Source organism: Mesorhizobium sp. WSM4898 (assembly GCF_029625845.1).
GTDB lineage: Bacteria > Pseudomonadota > Alphaproteobacteria > Rhizobiales > Rhizobiaceae > Mesorhizobium.
In genome coordinates this window covers 860,856-883,341 of record NZ_JARTVQ010000003.1, presented here as the reverse complement: position 1 = coordinate 883,341, position 22,486 = coordinate 860,856, and the positions used below count along the sequence as shown (strand labels likewise).

At 63.8% G+C, this 22,486-nt stretch carries 21 protein-coding genes; 13 read left to right on the top strand and 8 right to left on the bottom strand.

Annotation, left to right across the window (positions count from 1 at the left end):
• Nucleotides 1-13: 13 nt before the first annotated feature.
• Together P9228_RS19155 and P9228_RS19150 are read right to left on the bottom strand one after the other, a co-directional pair.
• Nucleotides 14-814: an endonuclease/exonuclease/phosphatase family protein gene (locus P9228_RS19155; RefSeq protein ID WP_278054901.1), complete on the bottom strand. Its 801-nt coding sequence runs from the start codon at nt 812-814 to the stop codon at nt 14-16.
• A 25-nt stretch (nt 815-839) separates the two neighbouring features.
• The gene (locus tag P9228_RS19150; protein ID WP_278054899.1) at nt 840-2,300 is read right to left on the bottom strand and encodes a phospholipase D-like domain-containing protein; all 1,461 of its coding nucleotides are present in this window, start codon (nt 2,298-2,300) and stop codon (nt 840-842) included.
• Nucleotides 2,301-2,576: 276 nt separating this feature from the next.
• Here P9228_RS19150 and P9228_RS19145 point away from each other — a divergent pair, with 276 nt between their 5' ends.
• Nucleotides 2,577-5,255 carry a PAS domain S-box protein gene (locus P9228_RS19145; RefSeq protein WP_278054898.1) on the top strand — a complete coding sequence of 893 codons (2,679 nt, stop codon included), beginning with the start codon at nt 2,577-2,579 and terminating at the stop codon, nt 5,253-5,255.
• Nucleotides 5,256-5,295: 40 nt separating this feature from the next.
• Nucleotides 5,296-5,757: a response regulator gene (locus tag P9228_RS19140; RefSeq protein WP_082954105.1), complete on the top strand. Its 462-nt coding sequence runs from the start codon at nt 5,296-5,298 to the stop codon at nt 5,755-5,757.
• Here P9228_RS19140 and P9228_RS19135 read toward each other — a convergent pair.
• Both P9228_RS19135 and P9228_RS19130 read right to left on the bottom strand, forming a co-directional pair.
• On the bottom strand, nt 5,688-6,017 hold the full coding sequence (locus P9228_RS19135) for a hypothetical protein (protein ID WP_245322385.1): 330 nt from the start codon (nt 6,015-6,017) through the stop codon (nt 5,688-5,690). The genes P9228_RS19140 and P9228_RS19135 overlap by 70 nt on opposite strands.
• A gap of 76 nt (nt 6,018-6,093) precedes the next feature.
• On the bottom strand, nt 6,094-6,843 hold the full coding sequence (locus P9228_RS19130; protein WP_067329733.1) for a DUF899 family protein: 750 nt from the start codon (nt 6,841-6,843) through the stop codon (nt 6,094-6,096).
• A gap of 134 nt (nt 6,844-6,977) precedes the next feature.
• Between P9228_RS19130 and P9228_RS19125 the strand changes: the two genes are divergently transcribed.
• The 3 genes from P9228_RS19125 to P9228_RS19115 all read left to right on the top strand — a co-directional run bounded on the left by P9228_RS19125 (nt 6,978) and on the right by P9228_RS19115 (nt 9,180).
• Complete coding sequence (locus P9228_RS19125; RefSeq protein WP_278054895.1) at nt 6,978-8,198, top strand: helix-turn-helix domain-containing protein; 1,221 nt, start codon at nt 6,978-6,980, stop codon at nt 8,196-8,198.
• A gap of 31 nt (nt 8,199-8,229) precedes the next feature.
• Nucleotides 8,230-8,889, top strand: coding sequence for a DUF5074 domain-containing protein (locus P9228_RS19120; RefSeq protein ID WP_127246875.1), 660 nt, complete (start codon nt 8,230-8,232; stop codon nt 8,887-8,889).
• Between the two features lie 102 nt (nt 8,890-8,991).
• Entirely contained in the window at nt 8,992-9,180 is a 189-nt protein-coding gene (locus P9228_RS19115) for a DUF1059 domain-containing protein (RefSeq protein ID WP_278054892.1), read from the top strand.
• 13 nt (nt 9,181-9,193) lie between these two features.
• On the opposite strand, the gene P9228_RS19110 is transcribed toward P9228_RS19115, so the two are convergent.
• The 3 genes from P9228_RS19110 to P9228_RS19100 all read right to left on the bottom strand — a co-directional run bounded on the left by P9228_RS19110 (nt 9,194) and on the right by P9228_RS19100 (nt 12,356).
• A complete protein-coding gene (locus P9228_RS19110) occupies nt 9,194-10,282 on the bottom strand; it encodes an acyltransferase family protein (protein WP_278054891.1) in 1,089 nt (362 codons plus the stop codon).
• A 113-nt stretch (nt 10,283-10,395) separates the two neighbouring features.
• Complete coding sequence (locus P9228_RS19105) at nt 10,396-11,637, bottom strand: MFS transporter (protein WP_278054964.1); 1,242 nt, start codon at nt 11,635-11,637, stop codon at nt 10,396-10,398.
• Nucleotides 11,625-12,356: an MBL fold metallo-hydrolase gene (locus P9228_RS19100; protein WP_278054889.1), complete on the bottom strand. Its 732-nt coding sequence runs from the start codon at nt 12,354-12,356 to the stop codon at nt 11,625-11,627. Before P9228_RS19100 ends, P9228_RS19105 begins: the two co-directional genes overlap by 13 nt.
• A gap of 99 nt (nt 12,357-12,455) precedes the next feature.
• Between P9228_RS19100 and P9228_RS19095 the strand changes: the two genes are divergently transcribed.
• The 7 genes from P9228_RS19095 to P9228_RS19065 all read left to right on the top strand — a co-directional run bounded on the left by P9228_RS19095 (nt 12,456) and on the right by P9228_RS19065 (nt 20,450).
• On the top strand, nt 12,456-13,121 hold the full coding sequence (locus P9228_RS19095) for a metalloregulator ArsR/SmtB family transcription factor (RefSeq protein ID WP_067329752.1): 666 nt from the start codon (nt 12,456-12,458) through the stop codon (nt 13,119-13,121).
• 530 nt (nt 13,122-13,651) lie between these two features.
• Nucleotides 13,652-14,671 (top strand): ABC transporter substrate-binding protein, encoded by a 1,020-nt coding sequence (locus tag P9228_RS19090; RefSeq protein ID WP_245307706.1) that lies wholly within the window; start codon nt 13,652-13,654, stop codon nt 14,669-14,671.
• A 46-nt stretch (nt 14,672-14,717) separates the two neighbouring features.
• Nucleotides 14,718-15,725: an ABC transporter substrate-binding protein gene (locus P9228_RS19085; protein ID WP_082954119.1), complete on the top strand. Its 1,008-nt coding sequence runs from the start codon at nt 14,718-14,720 to the stop codon at nt 15,723-15,725.
• A gap of 20 nt (nt 15,726-15,745) precedes the next feature.
• Nucleotides 15,746-16,306: an SCO family protein gene (locus P9228_RS19080; protein ID WP_278054885.1), complete on the top strand. Its 561-nt coding sequence runs from the start codon at nt 15,746-15,748 to the stop codon at nt 16,304-16,306.
• Nucleotides 16,272-18,926, top strand: a complete 2,655-nt coding sequence (locus P9228_RS19075) for a GAF domain-containing protein (protein ID WP_278054883.1) — start codon at nt 16,272-16,274, stop codon at nt 18,924-18,926. The genes P9228_RS19080 and P9228_RS19075 overlap by 35 nt, the downstream gene beginning before the upstream one ends.
• On the top strand, nt 18,923-19,288 hold the full coding sequence (locus tag P9228_RS19070; protein ID WP_095783172.1) for a response regulator: 366 nt from the start codon (nt 18,923-18,925) through the stop codon (nt 19,286-19,288). The genes P9228_RS19075 and P9228_RS19070 overlap by 4 nt, the downstream gene beginning before the upstream one ends.
• Nucleotides 19,206-20,450, top strand: coding sequence for a response regulator (locus tag P9228_RS19065; protein WP_278054880.1), 1,245 nt, complete (start codon nt 19,206-19,208; stop codon nt 20,448-20,450). The genes P9228_RS19070 and P9228_RS19065 overlap by 83 nt, the downstream gene beginning before the upstream one ends.
• A gap of 201 nt (nt 20,451-20,651) precedes the next feature.
• Here P9228_RS19065 and efp read toward each other — a convergent pair whose 3' ends face one another.
• Entirely contained in the window at nt 20,652-21,221 is a 570-nt protein-coding gene (efp, locus tag P9228_RS19060; RefSeq protein WP_067000944.1) for an elongation factor P, read from the bottom strand.
• Nucleotides 21,222-21,350: 129 nt separating this feature from the next.
• On the opposite strand from efp, the gene epmA reads away from it, so the two are divergent.
• Complete coding sequence (gene epmA, locus P9228_RS19055) at nt 21,351-22,394, top strand: EF-P lysine aminoacylase EpmA (protein WP_067329773.1); 1,044 nt, start codon at nt 21,351-21,353, stop codon at nt 22,392-22,394.
• Nucleotides 22,395-22,486: the final 92 nt, after the last annotated feature.

Below are 22,486 nucleotides of genomic sequence, written 5' to 3'. Positions count from 1 at the left end.
GCGATCGCTGGATCTACAGATGCACGAAGGCGGTCAGCGGCAGGTGGTCGGACGCCACGCGCGACAGCGGCGTGTCATGCGCTTCCACCGCCGACACCATGCCGTCGCGGTTGCCCATGATCCGGTCGAGCGCCAGTACCGGCAGGCCCGACGGAAAGGTGGGCACAGCGGGCAGCGAGGGGCCGAAGGTGGTGTGCAGCGTGTTGAGCGCGGAGCGGTTGCCCAGCCGCCATTCGTTGAGGTCGCCAAGCAGGAGCGTCGGCCTTTCGTCCGCGCTGCTCATGATATCGAGCACGACGCGCGCCTGTTCCGAGCGCGAGCGGCGCAACAGGCCGAGATGCGCCGCGATCACGCGCAGCGTCCGGTTCTCGTCGAGGTCGATCTCGGCGACCAGCGCCCCGCGCGGCTCCAGGCCGGGCAGCTTGATCTGGTGCACGTCGCGCACCGTGCCGCGCTTGAACAGAAGCACGTTGCCGCGCCAGCCATGTGCCTTGCCGTTTCCGGTGATCGGCACCGGGACCAGCCCTGTTTCGATTTCGAGGCGGTTGAGGTCGAGCAGGCCGGCGCGGTCGCCGAAGCGGTTGTCGGCCTCCTGCAGCGCGATCACATCGGGGCTGATCTCGCGGATGACGCGCGCGGTCCGCTCGGGGTCGAACTTGCGGTCGGTGCCGATGCATTTGTGGACGTTGTAGGAGGCGACCACCATCTCGGCGCCGCCGACCCGTTTCGGCGCCGTGGCTTTCGCTTTCCGCATCTTTCTGCCGCGGATCGACAGGAGCACGGTTTCGGGGAGGGTGCGTCCGTTTCTCTCCATGGTTCCTGCTGCTCGTCTTCCTTGCCTACAGATAGGGCGATCCCAGCCACAGCAATCGGTCGAGGACACGAATGACGAAGGCTCTGGCCCTCAGCATCTCGAGTGTCACCGGTTTCGCCGACGCGATCGCCGCGTCGATACGCGCCTCGATCGCCCGGGCGAAGTTGGCATCCAGGACCTCCATGTCGATCTCGAAATTCAGCCTGAGCGACCGGGCGTCGAGATTGGACGATCCGACATAAGCCCACGCGCCGTCGATTGCCATAAGTTTCGAGTGATCGAAGGGGCCTTGGTGGCGCCACACCCGGCAATAATGCTTCAGCACCTGGTCGAACTGTGCCGTCATGGCGCGGTCGACGAGGAAAAGGTTGTTCACCGCCGGCACCACGATGTCGATCTCGACACCGCGCGCGCCGGCCGTGGTCAGCGCGCTGATCAGCTCGCGGTCCGGCAGGAAATAGGGCGACATGATGCGGATCGATTTGCGGGCGACCGAAAACGCACCCATCAGCAGCTTGTGGTTGGTTTCGTTCGCGGCATCCGGTCCTGTCGCCACGGCTCTGACCAGCATCGGCTGGCCGGGCGGCGGGGCGGTTCGCTCGACCTGCCAGGCGTCGCCCTTCAGCGCCTCGTTGCTGGCGAAGCGCCAGTCCTCGGCGGCGACTGAGAACAGGTCGGCCACCACCGGCCCGGTGACCTCGAAATGCGTGTCCCTGGAGCTGTCGGAACCGGCGAATTCGGCCGAGAACCCCTTGCGGATGTTCATGCCTCCGGTAAACGCCACCGTCGCGTCGATGACCAGGACCTTCCTGTGGGTTCTGAGATTCGCATAAGGAAGTCTCAAGCCCATGACGATGTTGCCGTTGAAGAGATCGACGGCGACGTTGGCCTCCCTGAGCTGCTTCAGGATGCTGGGTACCGAATAGCGCACGCCGACGGCGTCGATCAGCACGCGCACGGCAACGCCGCGTTTGACCGCGGCGGAGAGCGACTGCACGAACATCTGTCCGACGGCGTCGTTGTCGAAGATGTAAGTTTCGAGAAGCACGCTCTTTTGCGCGCCGTCGATCGCCCGGCACATCGCCGTATAGGCCTCGTCGCCGGTCTCGAGCACGGCGATCGTGTTTCCCGAAGTCAGCGGACGCCGCGCCACCCTGTCGCCCAGTGTCTTCAATCCGACGAAGCGCTGGCCGAATTGGGCCTCGATCAAGGCTTCGACGGCGACGTCGCGATTGTGCCCGGCCTCATCCGCCGAACCGGCGCTGGGTCGCATGGCGCTGATCGTCGCGCGGCGGATGCGGTTGATGCCGGCGATGGCGTAGATGATCGCGCCGAGGAAGGGCGACAGAAGCATCACGCCGACCCACCCCGTGGCGGCGCGCACGTCTTCCTTCGTCATGATGGCATGGACGATGCCGACCGCCGCCATCGCCAACGACAGGAGAAGGATGAGCGTCTGCCAGTGACTCGCTACCGCCTCGAACATCGCCCCGACTATTGTGCGAGCCGGCGCGGAAGGCAATGCGCCAGGTCAAGGCGGCCCGGATTCGCATGCAGCTCTTCCACCGATTGCAGGAGCGGATCCCGCCAGGTGTGACCGGTCGTTCGGACGCTCGGCGCCTCTGTGCGAAAATGGGTCCAGCAGGCAGGGCGAAATCGCAGTTATGTCCGCACCCGCCTTGATGCCGAAGTGTCGGAGCTCACGCGGGAACCTTCGGCGATCCGATGCGTTTGGCTTTTCGTTGCCGAGCGGGAATGGGAGATGCGCATCGAAAGCCTTCAAGGAACCGAGGGGTTTATCCGTACCCCGCAGGACGCCGTCGCCCTGCAAATCCCGCCCGATTTCATCGAGACGCTGCCCATTGCGATCTACGCTTGCGACGCGCAAGGGCGATTGCTTTGGTTCAACAAGCGCGCTGCCGACATGTGGGGGCGAACGCCTTTGCTTGGCTCGGACACCGAACTTTTTTGCGGATCCCACAGGCTCTATCTCGATGGACGCGAGATCGCGCGCGCCCAAACCCCGATGGCCGCGGTGCTGCGAACCGGCATTCCCGTCAGGGGGGTTGAAGGAAAGCTCGAGCGGCCGGACGGCACGGCGATATGGGTGATGGTCCACATCGAACCGATCGAAGACGAGGACGGTCGGGTCGTCGGAGCCATCAACTGTTTCCATGACGTCACGGACCGGCGTCTGAGCGATGAGATCATTGGGCAACAGGAGCAGCGGCTCGCTGCAACTTACCAGCATGCGGCGATTGGCATCGCTGAAGTCAACGCGAAGGGCGAACTTGGGCGCGTCAACGGCTACCTGGCCGACCTGCTCGGCTATTCCGCCGATGAACTTGTCGGCAGGTCGGTGTTCGATGCCACTCTGGCGGAGAATGTCGATGCGGACCTGCGTCAGTTCCAGCGTCAGGTGCGAGGCGAGATCGACAGCTACCGGCACGAGAAGCGCTTCATCCGCAAGGACGGAGCAAGAGTCTGGGTCGCGGTCACGTCCTCGAGCGTAAGGGACTCCGAAGGCCGCTTCTTGTATGCGGTGCGCGTCCAGCAGGATATCACCGCGCGCAAGAAGGCCGAGGCCGCGCTCGTCCGGCATCTGGAGCAGCAGGCGGCGCTTTACGAATTCACGGACAGCCTTCAGCGCGCGGCGAACCTCGGCGAGGTCCACGAGATAGCCCTCAGCACCATCATTCGCGCATTGGGTGCGGACCGGGCCTCCATACTCTTCTTCGACAACACCGGCTTCCTCAGATTTGCTGCCTCGCGAGGCCTGTCGCAAGCTTACAGAACGGCCGTAGAAGGCCATTCCCCCTGGTCGCGAGACACACGCGATCCCGAACCGATCGCTATTGCCGACGTCGAGCAAAGCGGATTGCCGGACGACCTCAAGGCGGCTGTGCGGGACGAAGGCATTGCAGCGCTGGCTTTCATTCCGATCTCGGTGCGCGGTCAGCTGCTCGGCAAGTTCATGTCCTATTACGATCATCCGCACGATTTCGTGGAGTCCGAGCTTCGTTTTGCGCTGACAGTGGCCGGACAACTCGGCTTCGCGGTCGACCGCGTACGGCTCGAGACCGCCCGCCAGACGACGGAACGCGCGGCAAATCAGCTCGTGGCCATTGTTGAATCCTCTCACGACGCGATCATCAGCAAGGACCTCAACGGCATTATCGCCTCATGGAATGCCAGCGCGGAGCGGCTGTTCGGCTTCACGGCCGACGAGGCGATCGGCAGGCACATCACGATGATCATCCCCGATGACCGGCTGGGCGAGGAGCCGGAGATCATCAGGCGCATCAGCAGCGGCGAAAACGTCGATCACTTCGAAACGGTGCGTCGCCGTAAGGACGGCAGTCTCGTCGATATTTCCCTGACGATTTCGCCGATCCGCAACAGCCAGGGCCGCATCATCGGCGCCTCGAAGATTGCGCGCGACATTACCGACCAAAAGATGGCTGAAGCCAAGCTGCGGACGAGCGAGCGTCAGCTGCGCGACCTGCTGGCGGCAATTCCGGCGGCGATCTACACGACGGATGCCGACGGCACGATAACCTTTTTCAACGAGGCGGCCGTCGAGCTTTCCGGGCGCGTTCCGCAGATCGGCAAGGATAAGTGGTGCGTGACGTGGAAACTGTTCTGGCCGGACGGAAGCCCGCTTCCTCACGACCAGTGCCCGATGGCGGTCGCCCTGAAGGAGGGGCGTCCGATACGCAACGCTGAAGCCGTCGCCGAGCGCCCGGACGGCGTGCGCATTCCCTTCATCCCGTATCCGACGCCGCTGCGCGATGAAGATGGCAAGATCGTCGGCGGCATCAACATGCTGGTCGATATCAGCGAACGCAAACAGGCCGAAACACAGCAGCGGCTGCTCTTCAATGAGCTCAATCATCGTGTGAAGAACAACATGCAGATGCTGCAGTCACTGCTGAGCTTGGCGGGTCAACGGGCAGCGAACCCGCAAGCGCGAGAAATCTTGCGTGAAGCCGGCAACCGCGTCGCGGCCATGGCCGCTGCTCAGCAGGTCCTGTACGAGACGGTCGATTCGACGCAGTTCAACGCGAAGGGTTTCTTGCTTGCGGTTTGCGGGACAATAAAGCAGACCTTCCCGAAGGAAGTCGCGGTTGAGTTCGAGGCTGATGATGCAAAGCTTTCGAATGACGTTGCAATGCCGCTGGCGCTGATCCTGAACGAGCTTCTGACCAACGCCATAAAATATGGAACTCCCGACGGAGCCGGCACAATCCGGGTCGGGCTTCGGCGCGATGTCGACGGCTTCCAGGTATTCGTCGAAGACAGCGGTCCCGGCTTTGACCTGGCTTCGGTCCGCGACCGTTCGTCCGGATTGAAGCTGGTTCAGGGCTTGGCGCGGCAGCTGCACGGCAAGCTTGTCGTTACCAAGGAACCGAAGACGCGCTGCAGCATTCGGTTCTCATGAAGCTCTTGCCGGCTCTTCTTCAGTTCCTGGATGGCTCTCGATGACCGAGCTTGCTGCCCCACACGGACGCCGTCGGCCAATCCCAACGAAAGCCGCGTCGGCCGAACCTGTGGCCGCCGCATTGCCCACGCGGATCTTGGTCGTCGAGGACGATTTTCTCATCTCCCTCGAGATGGAGAGCACTCTGACCGCGGCCGGTTTCGAGGTCGTGGTCGTTGGCTCGGGCGAGGAAGCGCTCGATAGCGCAGCTGCGGACCGGCCTGATCTGGTTGTGATGGATATCCGGCTGTCCGGCGCCATGGATGGAATTCAAACTGCCCTGGAGTTGTTTCGAATTTACGGTTTGCGGTCGGTTTTTGCGACGGCGCATTCCGATTCCGACGTCCGCGCCCGGGCAGCGCCAGCGGAGCCGCTGGGCTGGCTGGTAAAGCCCTACACGCCGGCATCCCTGCTCTCAGCCATCCGCTCCGCGCTTAGGTCCGGCAGCTCGTCGGCAGGTTGAAACGCCGAATCCGCCGCCCCTCTGGCGAGCAGCCGCAGCCAGGGCGCGAGGTGGAAGGCAGCCATCAGGAAATACATCGGAGCCATGCCGCTGAGCACGGAGGCTCCGGGCCCGGACATGCACATCGCGTCCGGTCCGCTACCGGCGGCCGTGAGCAACGCCATGACGGCAAAGGTCGGCGCCGCCGCGAGACATAACCAGTCGGCCAGGCCGAATCCGCTCAGGCCTGCCGGGCGAGGGGTGGGATTGTCGATGCTCATGATCTCCACCTTCCAACTGCTCTCAGGAAAGTTCGGCTCTGGCGGCGCGGGCGACGCCGCCAGAGTCGCTTCGCGTTCAGGCGTTCTTGTTGCGAAACGCCGCTTCGCCGGCATCCGAGACCTCGACCCATCGCTGGTCGGGCGCGGCGCCTTCCTCATAGTTGTCGTGCCAGTTCCACCACTTGTAGGTCTGGGTCTGCGGATAGCCCTCGGGCGAATCCTCCCACACCTCCTGGCGGCCGAGCGGGGTGACGTCGAGATAGCTCCACACCGTGCCGAACGCCTCGTCGCCGCGGTTGTTGACGAAATAGGTGCGGAAGATACGGTTGCCGTCATGGATGAAGACGTTGTGGCCGTGCCATTCGTCGACGCCGAAATCCTTGTCCCAGCTGTCGGTGATGGTGTACCAGGGCATCTTCCAGTCCATCCGCTGCTTCAGACGCTGAATGTCGGCCTGCGGCGCTCGGGACGCATAGGCAAGCGTGGTGTCGCGGGCGTTGAGATGGGCGAGGTTGCCGACCATGTCGGCGCCGAGCGAGCAGCCGCGGCAGGCGTGCTCCGGCCAGCCATAGACGCCGGGCTCGAAGAAGGCGCGGTAGATGACCAACTGCCGGCGGCCTTCGAAGAGGTCGAGCAGGCTTGCCTTGCCGTTTGGGCCTTCGAACACATAGTCCTTCTCGACAGGCATCCACGGCATGCGGCGGCGTTCCGCAGCCAGCGCGTCGCGGGCGCGGGTGAGCGCCTTTTCCTTCACCAGCATTTCTTCATACGCGCCTTCCCAGGCTTCCGGCGAAACGACCGGTGGTGTCTTCATGTGTTGGGTCATTGCTCTTGTCCCGTTCTTGCGTTTGGTTGGGGTGACAAGGAAAACTTAGAGCCGGACGGCGCGATGGTGAGAGTTACAAGTGTGACGCGATTTTATCCGCCAGACCCGGAAGGGGGCATCGGGGCGGGCATTGCATGGACTCGCTGATCAATGCCGCCGGCCGCGCGCTCGCGACCGGTGATCCGCTGGGCGCCCTGAAGCGCGTCGCGTTGCGCGACGACGCCCCCGCGCTGGCGCTGCGCGGCATCGCGATGGCGCAGCTCGGCGATTTCGCCAAGGCCAAGGCGCTGCTGAAGAGCGCCGCCCGCGCCTTCAGCCCGAAAGAGGCGGTTGCGCGCGCCCGCTGCGTCGTCGCCGAGGCCGAGATCGCGCTGGTCTCGCGCGATCTCGGCTGGCCGGACAAAGCGTTGCGAGCCGCCCGCACGACGCTTCAAGCGCATGGAGATCGGGTCAACGCCGCCTATGCCGGCAGCCTCGAAGCGCGCCGCCTCATCCTGATCGGCCGGCTCGACGAAGCCGAGCGGCTGCTTGCCGGCTTCGATCCGGGGCCGTTGCCGCCGGTCGCGCGCGTCGCGCACGAGCTCGCGGCCGCGGGCATCGCGGTCAGGCGCCTGCGGACGAGGGCTGCGCGCGCCGCGCTTGGCCGAGCCGCTCTCGCGGCCTATGAAGCCAATATCCCGGCGCTGAAGGCGGAGGTCGAAAGCGCATCGCAGGTGCTGAACACGCCCGTCGCGCGGCTCGTATCGAACGGTTTGGAGACTCCGCTGCAGCTCGACGAGGTCGAGGCGCTGCTCACCTCAGGCGCCCTCGTCGTCGATGCCTGCCGCAATGTCGTGCGCAAAGCCGACACCGTAGTGTCGCTGGCGACGCGGCCGGTGCTGTTTGCGCTGGCGCGCACGCTGGCCGAGGCCTGGCCCGCGGATGCGTCGCGGGAGGCGCTGCTGACGCGCGCCTTCCGCGCCAGGCACGCCGATGAATCGCATCGTGCGCGGCTCAGGGTCGAGATGGGCCGGCTGCGCGCCGAAATGAACGCGCTGGCGGAAATCAACGCGACGGCCGCCGGTTTTGCGTTAACGCCGTTGACCGCAGCCGAGGTCGTGGTGCTGGCGCCGTCTGTCGAGGAGGAGCATGGCGCAGTGCTCGCCTTCCTCGCCGACGGCGAGTCCTGGTCGAGCTCGGCGCTGGCGATCGCGCTCGGCGCCAGCCCGCGCACCGTGCAGCGGGCGCTGGAAGCGCTTTCGGCCGACAACAAGGTGCAGGCGGTCGGCCGCGGCAGGGCGCGCCGCTGGATGAGGCCGCCGGTGACCGGATTCCCGACTGTCTTGTTACTCCCGGGTCCGCTGCCGAGCGACTAGTCTGCGGCCATTGTTCGAATGGAGATCGAAAATGAAACGAGCCGCTGCCGAGATCCTGCGCGAATACGGCCCCTTTCCGGATGCCGAGCGCATCAATGGCGTCACCTATGACGGCAAGAATGTCTGGTTCGCCACCGGCGACAAGCTGAAGGCGCTTGACCCGGAGAGCGGCGCGATCGTGCAGTCGATCGACGTTGCCTCCCATGCCGGGACCGCCTTCGACGGCGAGCATCTCTACCAGATCGGCGAGGACCGCATCCACAAGGTCGACCCGAAGACAGGCAAGGTCGTTGCCACCATTCCCGCCCCCGGCAATGGCGGCGACTCCGGGCTTGCCTGGGCCGAGGGCTCGCTCTGGGTCGGCGAATACAGGGCCCACAAGATCCATCAGATCGATCCTGCAACGGGCAAGGTGATCCGCACCATCGAGTCGAAGCGTGTCGTCACCGGCGTCACCTGGGTCGACGGCGAGCTTTGGCATGCCACCTGGGAAGGGGAGGAGGGTGATCTCCTGCGCATCGACCCCCAGACGGGCGATGTGCTGCAGGAGCTGGCGATGCCCTCCGGCGTGTCGGGACTGGAATCTGACGGTGGCGGCTGCTTCTTCTGCGGAGGCGGCAGCAGCGGCAAGATCAAGGCCGTGCGCCGTCCTGGGTACAACCATGACAAGGACACGACAGTCGGCAAATAGCCGGCTCCAGTCAGGCTTTGCACGGCGGTGGTCTTCAGTCTAAGACCTGACAAAGGTCTCGCCCCATCGCTCCATTAGGCGTTCCTAAAAAGGGAGGCAGCGATGGCGTATACGTATCGGTGCAAGGACTATCCGGGAATGGAAGCCTGTCCCGGGAGCTTCACGGCAGAAAACGCGGAAGAGGTAATGAAGCACATTGAGCTTCATGCCCGGTCCGCGCATGGTGAAGACCCGAGCCAATGGTCCCAAGAGGACCGGAAGCAGCTAGAGGCGATGATAATCGGAAGCTAGGCGCGCTTCTGCATCAAGCCGCCTCGCGCGCCGGCCGGGCAACGCCCTTGTTTGAGATCTGGCCGGCAGTCGGTCTGTCGACATGCGCCCAGGCCGGTCGCTCGAACAGGAAGGTTCCGAAGCCGGTGCGCTTGACGATGAAGTAGAGAATGACCGGGCTAATGACCGAGACGAGCAGCACCGCGAGGCTGAGCATGCCGGTATCGGTCAGAAGGCCGCTTGCCAGCATGATCCCGCGGAAGATCGACATCGGGATGGTGAAGGCGACATAGACGACCAGCGAATGCTCGCCGAGCCAGCGCAGCCATTCCATCGCGGCGAATTTCGACAGGAAGCTGCCGGCGACGCAGAGCGCCACCGCGCCGGCGACGGCCAGCGTAAGATGCAGCGGCGGCCATGCCGCCAGGCCCATCTGCATGCCGACCGGCTCGACGGCGTAGCCCGGCGAGTAGACGAGCAGGCCGTTGACGATGGCCCACACGATCAGCCCGGCAGCGGCGATCGCCGGACGAGCTTGCGTCCACGCGACCAGCCGGAACACCAGCGGCGCCATGACGAAGCCGAGATAGAAGAACACGAAATAGGCGGCGAATTGGGTGAGCGCATAGCTGTCCGAATGCGGTGCCCACATCTGCAGCGCGGCGGCAGCCGAGATGACGATCCAGTGCGGCACGCCTAGCTCGCGCAGGATGCGCGCCACGAGGCCGAACACGGCCAGCATGTAGATGAACCACAGCACGCCATAGGGCTGGACGACAGCCACGGCGAGGTCATGCAGCATGCCGGCGGGATCGCGGCTGAAGATGCCGATCTTCAGCCCGATCGAGATGACCGCCCACAGGACATAGAAATAGAGGTAGTGGACGACGCGCCGGTCGATATAGCGCCGCCAAGGCCGGTCGATCACCTGCGACAGGAAGAGCCCCGAGATCAGGAAGAATTCCGGCATCCGGAACGGGGTCGCGAAGCCGATGACATAATGCAGGAAGCCGACGCCGCCGGTATATTCACCGGTGTTGTAGGCGGAATACATCATCACCACCAGGATGATCGAAAGACCTTTTGCCGTGTCCACCCACGGCATGCGCGTCGAAATGTTCATGAAAGACCCCGCAAAGGCACCCAGCGCCATAGTACCGGACAGGCGCGTCTCTAGCAGCATGAAGCTTCGGATATCGTAAACGCGGCGCTGTCGGGCTGGAGCTCGGTGCCGGGTCAGCGGCTGGTCTCTCCCATCGCCACCGCCACGATTGCGCCCGAGAGGAAGGTCAGCGCCGCGATCGCCGCGATCGCCGCGACGAAGCCGAAGAAGTCGGCGATGAGGCCCGCCGACAGCGCTCCGATTGCGTAGCCGAGATCGCGCCAGAAGCGATAGACGCTGAGTGAGCGCGCCCGCCATGACGGATGCGATGCGTCCGATACCGCCGCGATCAGGCTTGGATAGACCATCGCCGTGCCAAGGCCGAGCAGGAGGCTCGCCAGCACCCACCAGCCGAAGTCGCGCGTCATGGCGGTGAGAAGAAGGCCGGCAGCCTGCACCCACATGCCGGCGACGATCAGGCCCTTGCGGCCCCAACGGTCGCTCAATGGCCCGGTTGCGACCTGTAAGACGCCCCAGACGGCGGGATAGACCGCCTTGAGGATGCCGATGCGCTCGACGCCGAGCCCGTTAGCGACGAAGAAGAGCGGAAACAGCCCCCAGCTCATGCCGTCGTTGAGATTGTTAACCAGGCCCGCCTGCGAGGCCGCGAACAAATTGCGGTCCCGGAAAGAGGTCAGCATGAAGATCTCGCGAAAGCCGAGCGGGGAGACAGCTTTCGGATCGTTGGCCAGTTCCAGCCGCACATGCTCGCGCGTGTCGCGCACCAGAAGGATCGACAGCGCGGCACCCAGGATCGCATAGCCGATGCCGAGATAGATCGGCACCGGGCGCAGCCCGTAGCGGCTGGCCAGATAGCCGGTCAGAAATGCGGTGACGCCGACGGCGAGGTAGCCGGCGAACTCGTTGAGGCCGACGGCGAGCCCGCGCGATTTCGGCCCGACCAGATCGACCTTCATGATGACGGTCATCGACCAGGCAAGTCCCTGGTTGATGCCGAGCAGCGCGTTGGCGGCAATGATCCACCCCCAACTCGGCGCCCAGATGATCATGAAGGGCACCGGGAGGCCGAACAGCCAGCCGAGGATCAGCACGCGCTTGCGACCCCATGTGTCGGCAAGCTGGCCGGAGACGAGATTGGCGCAGGCCTTAACCACGCCGAAGCTCACGATGAACGAGGTGACGAGCGTCGTGGAAGCAACGTGGAATTCCTCCGCGCCGATCAGCGGCACGACGGTTCGCTCGATGCCGACCATGCCGCCGACAAAGGCGTTGATCAGCACCAGCAGCGCGAACTGTTTCCAGTTGGCCTTGAGGCCGAGCGCGACGGCAGGCGCCGTTGCGCTCACGATCGCGATCCGGCGTTGGCGGCGCGGGTCCGGGCCGCGTCCGGCGGCGGGGGAGGGATGTCGGCGGTCATGGCGGCGATGAACTGGTCGACGTCCTCGATGCGGAAGGCCTTGTTGAAGCGCCGCTCAAAGCCGATGGTCGATGTCGGCTTGCCGCTGAGCGAGCGGCCGCACACCGAGCCGGAATAGGCGCCCGGCAGCACCTCGATGTGATCGGGCAATTCCTTCAGCCGGCGCACGCTGGCATAGAGCGCGCGGGCTCCGTCCTCGGCGCTCGAAGCAAGCTCGGTGCGACCGAGATCGCCAACCATCAGCGTGTGACCGGTGAGCACGAACCAGGGCTCGGTCGACCGCGTTCGGTCGGTGACTAAAAGGCTCAGATGCTCCGGCGTGTGGCCGGGCGTGTGCATCACGGTCGCCGTCACATTGCCGAGCTCCAGCACCTCGCCGTCCTTCACGTGGCGGAACGGGAAGCCCGCCTCGGCGCCTTCGAACAGCACGTATTCGGCGCCCGTCGCTGCTGCGAGCGCACGGCCTGCCGATATATGGTCGGCGTGGATATGCGTGTCGACGACATAGAGGATGCGCATGCCTGTCGCGCGCGCCGCCTCGATATAGGGCGCGATCTCGCCGACCGGATCGACGACGGCAGCAGACGCCTTGCCGCCGCAGCCGAACAAATAGGACGCGGCGACCGGGTCGGTATGCAGGAACTGCCTGAGAATCATCGCTTTCCCTCCGGGCAACTGCGGGTCGCTTGGCTTGACGGCAGGTCGAAACCATCATTCAATAATTACATTGAATGACGATGGGTCGCAGAAAGGTCGATGTCAATCCGCAATCCGAAGCTGGCGCTGTACGAACAGTTCGCGATCGTCGCCAAGGCGCTCGGCAATCCGCTGCGCCTGGAACTGATCGAGCATTTGGCGCAAGGCTCGCGCAGCGTCGAGGCGCTTGCTGCGAAGCTCGGCCAGCCGATCGCCAACATCTCCCAGCATCTGCAGGCGCTGCGCCGCGCCGGCATCGTCTCGGCCGAACGCGACGGCAAATACGTGCGCTATTCGCTGAGCGATGCGAGCGTGCTGTCGGCCTTTGCCGCGGTGCGCGGCATTGCCGAGCGGCAGCTTGCTGAGGTCGATCGCATTGTGCGCGACTGTTTCGAGGCACGTGACGACATACAGCCGGTCACGCGCGGCGAGCTTCAGGCGCTGATGCGCGACGGGCTGGTGACGCTGATCGACGTCCGCCCGCCAGACGAGTTTGCGCTTGGCCACGTGCCCGGCGCGGTCAATGTTCCCCTCGGAGAAGTAAAGGCCTGGTCCCACGGTGCCGACCCCGGCCGGGAAATCGTCGCCTACTGCCGCGGCCCCTGGTGCGTGATGTCCTTCGAGGCGGTGGCCGCGCTGCGCTCGCTTGGCCATTCCGCGCGCCGCCTCGAGGACGGCATGCCGGAATGGAAAGCCGCTGGCCTGCCGGTGGAAATGGCGGCCTGACGGTGTCGCTAAGAAATGCATGTCGCCCAGAAATGGGCAGCGGTTCTGCGACAAGGGGCGGCGAGCAAGTTTTGGGCTCGCAGCCAACGCAAATTGGGCGTATCGTGACATATCGTCGGTTGCTAATAAATGAGCCGGCGACTGAGAGCGCAAGACTCCCGCATCGGACTGGGCGCTAGCATCCACAACCACTCGTCGCGCCCACAAGACCACCTGCCTCTGTCGAAACCTCTTTTGCTCGGTTCCGGCCAGAATTGCCCTTCGCAATTCGGAATGGGAGCGTTCTGATGCAGCAGATCACGCAAACCCCCCGACGTTTCCTAGCCGGTGCTGCCCTGGCAGGCGCTGCCGGTGTCGTCGTCCTTCCGAGGTCACTCCATGCGGAACCGCCGCTGGAGCGAGAGCTGAAGATGTGAGCAAGCGGCAAGCCCAGAGCCCGCCATGCAGGTACGGCCGACTGTGCACAACACAGCATCCACGGGTCAGTGTTCTCAGTGTCGCACTGGCCACCATCTGGAAAGGAGGTTCCCATGCATACCGTATATCCCGGACGGTTCAGCCGACGGAGGTTCCTGCGTGGGATGACGCTGGCGGGGACGGCGGGGCTTCTGGGCTGGCACCCCAGGCGCGCCGCTGCGGAGCCACCGCCTGAGACGACGCGGATCCGGCTCGTCCGGGTTCCCAGCATCTGTCAGGCCCCCCAGTATGTAGCCGAAGAACTGTTGCGCAGCGAAGGGTTCACCGAGGTGCACTACCTCCAAAGAGAGGGGACGGCAGACATCGCGCCGGCCCTCGCCTCCGGTGAAGCCGACCTCAGTGCGCATTTCGCCGCCCCGCTCCTTCTCCGCCTGGAGGCGGGGGATCCCATCGTCATCCTGGCAGGCCTCCACGTCGGCTGCTTTGAACTGTTCGGGACCGATCGCATCCAGTCGATCCGCGATCTCAAGGGGAAGACCGTGGCCGTGCCAGCGCTAGATTCCAGCCGATACGTCTTTCTCGCCACTATGACGGCGTATGTCGGCCTGGACCTCCATAAGGACATACACTTCGTCATGCATCCGGGACCCGAGTCCATCCGGCTCCTGAGTGAGGGGAAGATCGATGCCTATTTGGGCTTTCCCCCCGAACCGCAGGAGATGCGGGAGCAGCAGATCGGCCATGTGGTGATCAGCAGCACCGTGGACCGGCCCTGGTCGCAATACTTCTGTTGTATGTTGGCGGGGGAGCGGGAGTTCGTCCGTACGCATCCGGTGGCCACCAAACGCGCCCTCCGCGCCATCTTGAAAGCGGCGGATTTCTGCGCCAGCGAGCCCGAGCAGTCCGCCCAGTTCTTGGTGCAGCAGGGTTATACTAAGCGCTATGACCATGCCCTCCAGGTCATGAAGGCGATCCCCTACGGTTGGCGTGAGTATAGCGCTGAGGACACCCTGCGCTTCTACGCCCTGCGTCTCCACGAGGTCGGGATGCTGAGGAGCACCCCCCAGAAGCTGTTGGCCCAAGGCACCGACTGGCGTTTCTTCAACGAACTGAAGCACGAGCTGAAGACCTGACTAGGCGGCCAGCCGCGTGCCCATTTACCACGCGAGGGAGAACCCCATGCAAATCATCCAGAACCGTCGCCACTTCATGGCCGGAGCTGCGGCAGCAGGCGCTTCAGCTCTCATCGGCACAACGACTGACGCTTGGGCCGAGGCACTCCCTGAAACGACCTCCGTTCGCTTGCCGCGGTGGATCGATGGTGCCTACTGCTGGGCAGGCATGTACCTGGCCGGAGAGTTCCTCAAAGCGGAGGGCTTCACCGACGTCCGCTACGTGCAGGGCGACGAAAAAGTCGATCAGGCGGTGTGGATTGCGCGCGGCGACACGGATTTCAGCATGAACTACGCGCCGGTCCATGTCGCGTCGATCGACGCGGGCGTGCCAATCAGGGTGCTTGGCGGTCTGCATTCCGGGTGCCTCGAGCTGATCGCCAACGACAGCATCCAAGGCATCCCGGACCTCAAGGGCAAACGGGTAGGCATGCATGACATCCATGCGCCGTCGCGCGTGCTGGTCGCCCTGATGGCCGCCTATATTGGACTGGATCCCGTCAACGACATCGAATGGATCGAGGAAAGCAAGCCGGTGGAAGCCTTCGCCGACGGAAAGTTCGATGCATATCTCTTCACGCCGCCGGAGACGCAGCAACTGCGCGCAAAGAAAATCGGTCACACGATCCTCAACACGACCCTCGATCGCCCTTGGTCGCAGCACTTCTGCTGCATGACCTCGGCCGCTGCGGACTACGTGAACAGATACCCGGTGGCGACCAAGCGCGTGCTCAGGGCCATCCTCAAGGGCGCCGACCTATGCATTTCGGATCCCGCATGGAGTGCAGCGCAAATGGTCGATCGAGGTTTCGTCCCCAGCTACGAAATCGCGCTGCAAACGCTGAGCGACACGCGATACGGCGTATGGCGGGACTACGATGCCGAAGCCTCGATGCGCTTCTACGCGTTGCGCATGCAGGAGACGGGCATGATCAAGTCGAGCCCACAGCAGATCATCGCCGAGGGAACAGACTGGCGATTCCTGGAGCAGCTGAAGCGTGAGCTCAAGACGTGAGCGGGTTGGCGGCCCGCATCTTGCTGCTGGCGCTGATGGCCGGGCCAGCGCAGGCGCATGACGCGCAGCACGATGAGCGATTGCCGGCAATCGGACCGGCTCCAGACTTTACGCTGACATCGCAGGACCGGGAGCGCGTCTCGCTGCACGACTTTCGCGGCAAGGTGATCGCCATCGCATTCATCTATACGTACTGTGCCGACGTCTGTCCCATGCTGACCGCCCAGATGGCCAGCGTGCAGGAAAAGTTGGGCAGTGCGTTCGGACCCAAGATCGCCTTCATTTCGATCACCGTCGACCCGGAGCGCGATACGTCCGATGTTTTGAAGCAATATGCGCAGAATTTTGGCGCCGATCTGAAGGGCTGGTCGTTTCTTACCGGCGATCCGGCGATTGTCCATGAGGTTGGACGGAAATACGGGGTCTTCGCGAAGAAGGCGGCGAACGGTGAAGTCGACCATACCTTGTTGACCTCGCTCGTAGACCCGAATGGCATCTTGCGAGTACAATATCTTGGCGTCCGGTTCGACTTGGAGGAGTTCCGGGGTGACCTTCTCGGCCTCTTGGACGAAACCAAATAGCATAACGAACTGGCTCGTTGGCTGGGTTGCCCGGCTGCCGGCGCGCGTCCAGACCAAGCTCTTGATCGCGTTCCTGTCGATCGTCGGCCTGCTCATCGTGCTCGGTGCCGTCGGGTTGCAGGTGCTGAGTGGGGTCAACGATCAGACCAACGAGCTGATCAAGCTGCAGCGCAGGATCGCGGCCTACCGCCAAGTACAGCACGATACGACCACCCAGCTCTACGGTATCTCCACCGCCCTGTTGCTACAGGATAACCGGATGCTGGATACGGCGCTGCGCCAGCTCAATCAGTTCGGCTACGACCTCGAGCGCATGGAGTTCGTCGCCAAAGCCGAGGTGGAAGTGCTTGGCCAGGTCAGGCAAGAGTACGAAAAACTGACGGCCGGGGTGACGCACGTGGCAGAGCTTGTCCGCGCGGGCCGTACCGAGGAGGCGCGCAAGGTTCAGCTTGATGAAATCATACCGTCGGCTGATCGCCTCGAGCGGCTGACAAACCAGCTGGTCAACATGGCCGAAGCCGACATGGTGGCGGCCATCGAAACGACCGAGGGTGCGTACGGCACGTCCAGACTGATCGTGGTTTCGTTTGCCGTGGGCAGTATCCTGCTAGCGTTGGGGCTCGGTTACATCATCTCCTGGTCGTTGATCGAACCGGTCAAGAAGATCGAGACGCGTCTCAGCCAGATAGCGGCCGGCGACTTCGCCCAACGGGTTGCCGTCGCCAATCGCGACGAACTTGGAGTGCTCGCTGCTAACGTCAACCAGACCTCCGACCAGCTGGGCCGCCTGTATCAGGAGATTGAGACACGCACGCAGCAGCTCGACGAAGCCCTTCAGCAGCAGACAGCCACTGCAGACGTTCTGAAGGTCATCAGCCGCTCTACCTTCGATTTACAGGTGGTGCTCGATACGTTGGTGGAATCGGCTGTCAGGCTCTGTCGCGCCGACAAGGGTGGCATCGTGCAGTTGCTTGATGGCGTATTCCGCTATGTGTCGACGCTTGGCTACCCGCCCAGTTTCCGTGCCTATGTCGACGCCAATCCACTTCCAGCGCTTGCCGCTGGGCGAGGCTCCGCCGTAGGGCGCGTAATCGAAGAACGGCGGATCGTGCAAATCGAAGACGTGACCGCTGATCCGGACTACCGCGTCGCCTTGATCGCTGAGGCAGGCGGATTCCGCACCGTCCTCGCTGCCCCGCTGTTGCGGGAAGGTGATCTCGTTGGCGTATTCGTCATGACGAGGGCTGAACCGCAACCTTTCAGTCCCAAGGAGATCGCGCTCGTCGAGACATTCGCCGACCAGGCCGTGATCGCCATCGAAAATGCGCGGCTCTTCGAGGCGGTGCAGGCACGGACGCGCGAGCTTGCGGCGTCGGTCCGTGAGCTCGAGGCGCTTGGCGAAGTGAGCAAGGCGGTCAATTCGACGCTGGATCTCGACACGGTGCTGAAGACGATCGTTGCCAAGGCGGTCCAGTTGTCGGCGACGGATGCTGGCACCATCTACGTGTTCAGCAGCACGCGGCAGCAATTCCGTCCGCGAGCAAACTTTGGGATGAGCGATGAGCTTATCGCGGCAGTCTCGCAGCAGACGATCGGGCTGGCCGATATGGGTATTGGCGACGCGCCCGGACGGTGCATGCCGGTGCAGTTTCCCGACCTCGGCAAGGAAACCTCATCCTTCCTTGTGAGAAAGACGATCCTCGACGCCGGATATCGCGGCATCCTGATCGTTCCGCTGCTGAGGCCCAACAAGATCGTCGGTGCATTGGTCGTCAGGCGCCACAAGCCAGGCGCCTTCGATGAGCAAGTTGTTCACCTGTTGGAGACCTTCGCAGCCCAATCGGTGGTCGCGATCCAGAATGCCAAGCTGTTCCGCGAGATCGAGGAGAAAGGCGAGGAGCTGGAAGCAGCCAGCCGCCACAAGTCCCAGTTCCTGGCGAATATGAGCCACGAACTCAGGACACCGCTCAATTCAGTTCTGGGCTTCACAGAACTGCTGGTCGACGGCATCTATGGCGAACTCCCGGACAAGGCAAAGGCGACCGTCGCGCGTGTGCAGGCAAACGGCCGTCACCTCCTCGGGCTCATCAACGACGTGCTCGACCTGTCCAAGATCGAAGCCGGCCAGCTCACGCTGGCGATCGAGGACTACTCCGTCGCGCAGATTGTCCGATCGACCCTTACGGCGGTCGAGCCGCTGGCACGGGCGAAGGGTCTTGAGCTTTCAGCGACTGTTGCCGAGAACCTTCCAATCGGCCGTGGGGACGAACGCCGTTTGACGCAGATTCTGCTCAATCTCGCAGGCAATGCCGTCAAGTTCACCGAAACAGGTGCAGTCGACATTCTTGCCGATGCGGTCGGTGGGAACTTCGAGATCACCGTCCGAGACACCGGTCCCGGCATTGCGTCCAAAGACCAGGCTCTCATCTTCGAAGAATTCCAGCAAGTCGACAACAGCAGCACCAGGCAGAAAGGTGGCACAGGTCTTGGCCTGGCGATCTCGAAGCGCATCGCCGAAATGCATGGCGGAACCTTAGACGTCGAGTCCGTGATCGGGTCAGGGTCGACATTCCGTCTGAAGGTCCCGATCAGGATGAATGAGGACGTGAGGGCCGCATGAGCAAACGAATCCTGATGGTCGAAGACACCGAGGACAACCGCCAAATCATCCGCGATCTCATTGCCACCACCGAGTACGAACTGATCGAGGCGGCGGACGGTGCCGCCGGCATCGCTGCAGCCGCAGCACACAGGCCAGACCTGATCCTTATGGACATTCAGCTCCCGGTGATCGACGGGTATGAAGCGGCCCGCCGCATCAAGGCCGACCCGGCGCTCCGGCACATTCCGATCATCGCCGTCACCTCGTACGCGTTGTCGGGCGACAAGGCGAAAGCCCTTGCTGCTGGGTGCGATGGTTACATTGCCAAGCCATTCAGTCCACGCCAGCTGCTTTCCGAGATTCGCGGTTTCCTTTCTTGAGGGAGGCAACACCTTGCACGATCCGCCTCGCATTCTCGCGGTCGACGATACTCCGGAAAACCTCGAGATCCTGCGCATGCGTCTCGAGGCGAATGGCTATGAAGTTGTAACCGCCGCCGATGGTGAAGAGGGGCTTGCGAAAGCCCGCGAACTCACGCCGGATCTGATCCTGCTCGACATCATGATGCCGAAGCTCGACGGCATCAGTGTGGTCCGCATGCTCAAGCAGGATCAATCGCTGCGATCGATCCCCGTCATTCTGGTCACCGCGAAAGCCGACACGCGCGACGTGGTCGAGGGGCTGGACGCCGGTGGCGACGACTATCTGACAAAGCCCTTCGAGCACAGGGCGCTGCTGGCGCGGGTGCGCTCGATGTTGCGCCAGAAGGCGCTTCACGACACTGTCGCGAGCCAAGCCAAACGCCTCGAGGACCAAGCCGCGCAACTTTCCGACTGGAACCGCTCGCTCGAGCAAACCGTGGCCGGCCAGGTGACGGAGCTCGAGCGAATGGCGCGGCTCAGGCGGTTCCTGCCCGAACAGGTCGCCGACCTCATCGTTGCGGCGGGCAATGGAGATGCGCTCTTGCAGAGCCACCGCCGCGAGGTGACGGTTGTCTTTTGCGATTTGCGCGGCTTCACGGCGTTCGCAGAGACCGCCGAACCCGAAGAAGTCATGACAGTTCTGGCCGAGTATCATTCCTGTCTTGGCGAACAAATCGTCCGTCACGAGGGGACGCTCGAGCGGTTCGTGGGCGACGGTATCGTCGTGGTTTTCAACGATCCAATGCCATGTGCCGACCACAGCGAGAGAGCTGTCTCGATGGCTGCCGCAATGCGCGAAGCGATTGACGAGCATTCCGAGCGATGGCGCAAGCGGGACTATTTGCTTGGCTTTGGGATCGGCATTGCCAGGGGCCACGCAACCATCGGGCGCATCGGTTTTGATCAGCGCTCGGACTATGCCGTCATCGGCACTGTGTCGAACCATGCCGCCCGTTTATGCGAGGAGGCCAAATCGCGCCAGATTCTTGTTAGCCAACGGGTCCTCGGAGCTGTCGAGTCGCTGGTCGAATCCGTTCCTGTTGGCGAACTGACGCTGAAGGGCTTTCGCCGCCCGATGCCTGCCTATGAAATCGTGCGGTGGATCGGGCGGCCAATCTAGCGTTGGGCGCACTCCGGCTTCGTTCGGGCGATGCGGTGCGTCGAACCACCGGCGCTGCGGCGCAGATTTGCCGTCCACGTCGCGGCAACTTGTAAATCCGCTTCGGGTCAGGGCCTCACACCCAGACGGCGGACAAACCGTGCTGACGATAGGCCCGCCTGGCCGCAGATGAGCCGTGTCAGCTGGGGTGCTGTGGAAACCTCAGTCCTTGGCGCGCTCGACATAGGAGCCGTCGGCGGTCATCACCACTACGCGCGTCCCGGTGGTGATGTGCGGCGGCACGGCGGTGCGCACGCCGTTGGAGAGCACGGCCGGCTTGTAGGACGAGGACGCCGTCTGGCCCTTGGTGACCGGCTCGGTATCGACCACCTCGAAGACGGCGCGCTGCGGCAGCGTCAGCGAGATCGGCGCGCCGTTGAACTGCGCCAGCTGCACCGCCATGCCTTCCTGCAGGTAGGGCGCCATGTCGCCGACCACGCTTTCTGAGGCCACGACCTGGTCGTAGCTTTCCGGGTTCATGAAATGGAAGCCTTCGCCGTCGGAATAGAGGAAGGTGTGCTCGCGCTCCTCGACATAGGCGCGCTCGACCATCTCGGTCGTGCGGTAGCGCTCCGAGATCTTCACCCCGTCGCCGATGCGGCGCATGTCGAGCTGCGTCACCGGCGTGCCCTTGCCAGGGTGGATGTTTTCGGCAAAGAGGATGACATAGAGCTTGCCGTCCTTATCGACGACGTTGCCTTTGCGTAAGGAACTGGCGATGACCTTGACCACGATATTCAATCCCAATCGAGTTTTTCGGCCTGCAAGCGTCTTTGCCCACGAAGCGGCGACGGCGGCCATCGCGTGCGCCGTAGCGCATCTTGCGTCGAACCGCCAGCCTCCTCGGCGATTTTCCCGCCCATGACCACCGCTTCGCCCTGGTGGACGCCGCATGTTCATGCCGACCGCCGGCCAAGGCTGATGGCGCGCAACGCCATTGCCGCCGCCTTGCGCGGTTGGTTCGCGGAGCGCGATTTCGTTGAGGTGACGACGGCCGCCCTGCAGGTTTCGCCCGGCAACGAAGCGCACCTTGCGGCCTTCGCCACCGAGGCGATCGCGCCGGACGCGTCGCGCCAGCCGTTATACTTTCACACCTCGCCGGAATTCGCCTGCAAGAAGCTGCTTGCCGCCGGCGAGAAGCGCATCTTCAGCCTGGGCTCCGTTTACCGAAACCGCGAGCGTGGGCCGCTGCATCATCCCGAATTCACCATGCTCGAATGGTACCGCGTCGGCGAGGCCTATGAGCGCCTGATGGCCGACTGCGCCGAATTTCTGGCGCTCGCCGCGGAGAAGGCCGGGGCCAAAAGCTTTCGGTTTCGTGGCCGCGAGGCCGATCCCTTCGCCGAGCCGGAGCGGCTGAGCGTGGCGGAAGCATTCATGCGCCATGCCGGCATCGATCTTCTGGCGACCGTCGGCGCCGACGGCAGCACCGACCGCGAAGCGCTCCACCAGGGCCTGGTCCGCGCCGGCCTGCGCACCGCGCCCGACGACAATTGGGCCGACCTGTTCAGCCGCGTGATGGTGGAAAAGGTCGAGCCGGCGCTGGGGCAGGGACGGGCGACAATCCTCTATGGCTATCCAGTCTCCGAGGCGGCCCTTGCCCGGCCGAGCGCGGAGGACCCGCGCGTCGCCGAACGCTTCGAGCTCTACTGCTGCGGCGTCGAGCTCGCCAATGCGTTTGGCGAGCTCACCGATCCGGCCGAGCAGCGCCGCCGCTTCGTCGCCGAGATGGACGAGAAGGAGCGCATCTATGGCGAGCGCTATCCGCTGGACGAGGATTTCCTCACCGCGCTTGCCATCATGCCGCAGGCGAGCGGCTCGGCCCTCGGCTTCGACCGGCTGGTGATGCTGGCAACCGGCGCCGCCAGGATTGAAGATGTGATCTGGGCGCCGGTGGCCGGCTAATCCGCACTGTTCACGCGGTTACGGCGGGGCAGTGCGCTGCGAAGGGCCGCGATTGCCTTGAGATTGCCGCATCCGCCATTGCACAAGCGCTG

Bases quoted from the DNA above. Each gene is read 5' to 3' on its own strand.
- P9228_RS19155 (WP_278054901.1), bottom strand. From the start codon at position 814: ATGGAGAGAAACGGACGCACCCTCCCCGAAACCGTGCTCCTGTCGATC.
- P9228_RS19150 (WP_278054899.1), bottom strand. From the start codon at position 2,300: ATGTTCGAGGCGGTAGCGAGTCACTGGCAGACGCTCATCCTTCTCCTG.
- P9228_RS19145 (WP_278054898.1), top strand. From the start codon at position 2,577: ATGCGCATCGAAAGCCTTCAAGGAACCGAGGGGTTTATCCGTACCCCG.
- P9228_RS19140 (WP_082954105.1), top strand. From the start codon at position 5,296: ATGACCGAGCTTGCTGCCCCACACGGACGCCGTCGGCCAATCCCAACG.
- P9228_RS19135 (WP_245322385.1), bottom strand. From the start codon at position 6,017: ATGAGCATCGACAATCCCACCCCTCGCCCGGCAGGCCTGAGCGGATTC.
- P9228_RS19130 (WP_067329733.1), bottom strand. From the start codon at position 6,843: ATGACCCAACACATGAAGACACCACCGGTCGTTTCGCCGGAAGCCTGG.
- P9228_RS19125 (WP_278054895.1), top strand. From the start codon at position 6,978: ATGGACTCGCTGATCAATGCCGCCGGCCGCGCGCTCGCGACCGGTGAT.
- P9228_RS19120 (WP_127246875.1), top strand. From the start codon at position 8,230: ATGAAACGAGCCGCTGCCGAGATCCTGCGCGAATACGGCCCCTTTCCG.
- P9228_RS19115 (WP_278054892.1), top strand. From the start codon at position 8,992: ATGGCGTATACGTATCGGTGCAAGGACTATCCGGGAATGGAAGCCTGT.
- P9228_RS19110 (WP_278054891.1), bottom strand. From the start codon at position 10,282: ATGAACATTTCGACGCGCATGCCGTGGGTGGACACGGCAAAAGGTCTT.
- P9228_RS19100 (WP_278054889.1), bottom strand. From the start codon at position 12,356: ATGATTCTCAGGCAGTTCCTGCATACCGACCCGGTCGCCGCGTCCTAT.
- P9228_RS19095 (WP_067329752.1), top strand. From the start codon at position 12,456: ATGTCAATCCGCAATCCGAAGCTGGCGCTGTACGAACAGTTCGCGATC.
- P9228_RS19090 (WP_245307706.1), top strand. From the start codon at position 13,652: ATGCATACCGTATATCCCGGACGGTTCAGCCGACGGAGGTTCCTGCGT.
- P9228_RS19085 (WP_082954119.1), top strand. From the start codon at position 14,718: ATGCAAATCATCCAGAACCGTCGCCACTTCATGGCCGGAGCTGCGGCA.
- P9228_RS19070 (WP_095783172.1), top strand. From the start codon at position 18,923: ATGAGCAAACGAATCCTGATGGTCGAAGACACCGAGGACAACCGCCAA.
- epmA (WP_067329773.1), top strand. From the start codon at position 21,351: ATGACCACCGCTTCGCCCTGGTGGACGCCGCATGTTCATGCCGACCGC.